Consider the following 1807-nt stretch of genomic DNA (forward strand, 5'->3'; position numbering starts at 1 on the left):
TTACCCCATATATCATTCTCCTGCTCACACTTTTTCTACAGGTTATCTCAGTTTAAAAATCTTTGCAACAGAACCCGAAAAAACCTTATTTATAAGGATTTTTCGTTACTCATAGAATATGTGTTTCAAAACATATACAACTATGTTGATATATTTCAAATACGATTAAGTTGTATTTTTGAAACGAAAAATTCTAGTTTTTCAGCAATGTCAAAAAGTACACTTTATGACATTGCTATAAATTTCTAATGAATTAAGCTAATTCTGTAGCTTTAAAATAAAGTTTGATCAAATTAATGAGAATGACGATGATAAAAGACAAATAGAAAGAGCATGTTTTGAAAAAAGATTAATCAAAACATGCTCTTATTTCATCTAATTTCTCAAATGTTTTATAAAAAAGTTTGATCTTTTCAATGAGCCTTCCTCAACTAAAGCACCCATTAATTCAATAACCATCTCACATAATTTTTTTCAATAACCTTACCATAAATGGTGTCTTTAATGTCTCTTTTATTAGTGAATTTTTGTGTTTCATAAAATTATTGATCTGTTTTCGTTTATTTGGAACCATTAACAAAGGTAATCTACTAGGATTAAACCAACCAATTTTTGCAGTTTCAGGTCCATTATTTATTGGTTCTCCCCCTAGTAATTTTCCTAAAAATATATGTTGCATATCATCGTATTGAGGTTGGTGATATTCTCCTATTTTATGCTCAATAGTAATTATATAGCCCGTTTCTTCTTTAGTTTCTCTTATAGCACACTTATCTAACTGTTCATTCTCTTCTAGTTTTCCCCAAGCAAATCCCAGATAGGATAATCATTTCGTTTAACTAGCAATATTTTGCCTTCATTATTATCAACAATAGTAAAGCACCCTGTGGTTTTTGTAGTATTCATTATAAATATGATCTCCTTAACTTACTCAATTGCCAATCAACTTGTATTTCTCTTTGTCTAATAAATTTTCCTTCTTACTGAATTAAACCGGCCCTTTAGTTGAGTAATTTTATTGCTACTCAACATTTCCTTAATCCGCCTTTCAGTTCAGATCTTCTTTTCACTTTTCATTATAAAAACACCCCTTTAGATAAACAGATCCAAAGGGGCAAAACATCGCAACTTTTTTATGAACGTCGCGACTTTATTCAAAACATCGCGTCTTTTTTAAAAACACCGTGACTTTATTTAAAAGCAACAAATTCCCCCATTTCGGGGATTTGGGCAAAAACACCCGCTAAGCAAAATCGACATGAAAAAACGTTGATTTTACTACTCTAAGGGGATCTGTATATTTTTTACAAATGATAATTAAAGGGCTAAATAAAAAACTTTGCGAGATTTTCCGCAAAGTTTTTGTAATAATACGTATTATAATAGTAGTTTTCGTATGTCTTCTATACTAAGACCTGTGAATTTTGCAATGTCTTCTAATGGCATACCATTCTTATGCATACCACGGATTAATTGGATTTTTCCTTCTTCACGAGCGTGTGCTAGCTTAGCTTGTTCATCTAAAAGTAACTTTTCACGAGCTTCATAAGCTGTTCTGAAAGAAGAGTCATGGCTCATATTTTCCCACTTACTCATCGCCTTTTTTAAAATTGGATCTTGATTCATTGCAATCTCCTCCAATGTTTGAGTTAAATGTTCATCTTCATGTGCTGGTAGTAATAACATCCAGCGAACAAATGCATTTTCCCAAGGATTTATTTTTTCTTCCCGCCATTGTTTGACCAATTTTGGAATTTCTACAAAATGAATTTCAATATCATCACTTAGTATCTGTTGTTTTTTAGGG

General features: G+C 31.2%; 2 protein-coding genes. Both read right to left on the reverse strand.

The annotated features are described in order from the left end of the window. Positions 1-460: 460 nt before the first annotated feature. Entirely contained in the window at positions 461-817 is a 357-nt protein-coding gene (locus tag HRG09_RS27995; RefSeq protein ID WP_254610203.1) for an NUDIX hydrolase, read from the reverse strand. Between the two features lie 560 nt (positions 818-1377). After that, the coding region (locus tag HRG09_RS28000; RefSeq protein WP_174104057.1) for an Rpn family recombination-promoting nuclease/putative transposase at positions 1378-1807 on the reverse strand (430 nt) is incomplete at its 5' end.

The organism is Bacillus sp. Xin1 (assembly GCF_013314535.1).
In the GTDB taxonomy this organism is placed as follows: Bacteria; Bacillota; Bacilli; order Bacillales; family Bacillaceae_G; genus Bacillus_A.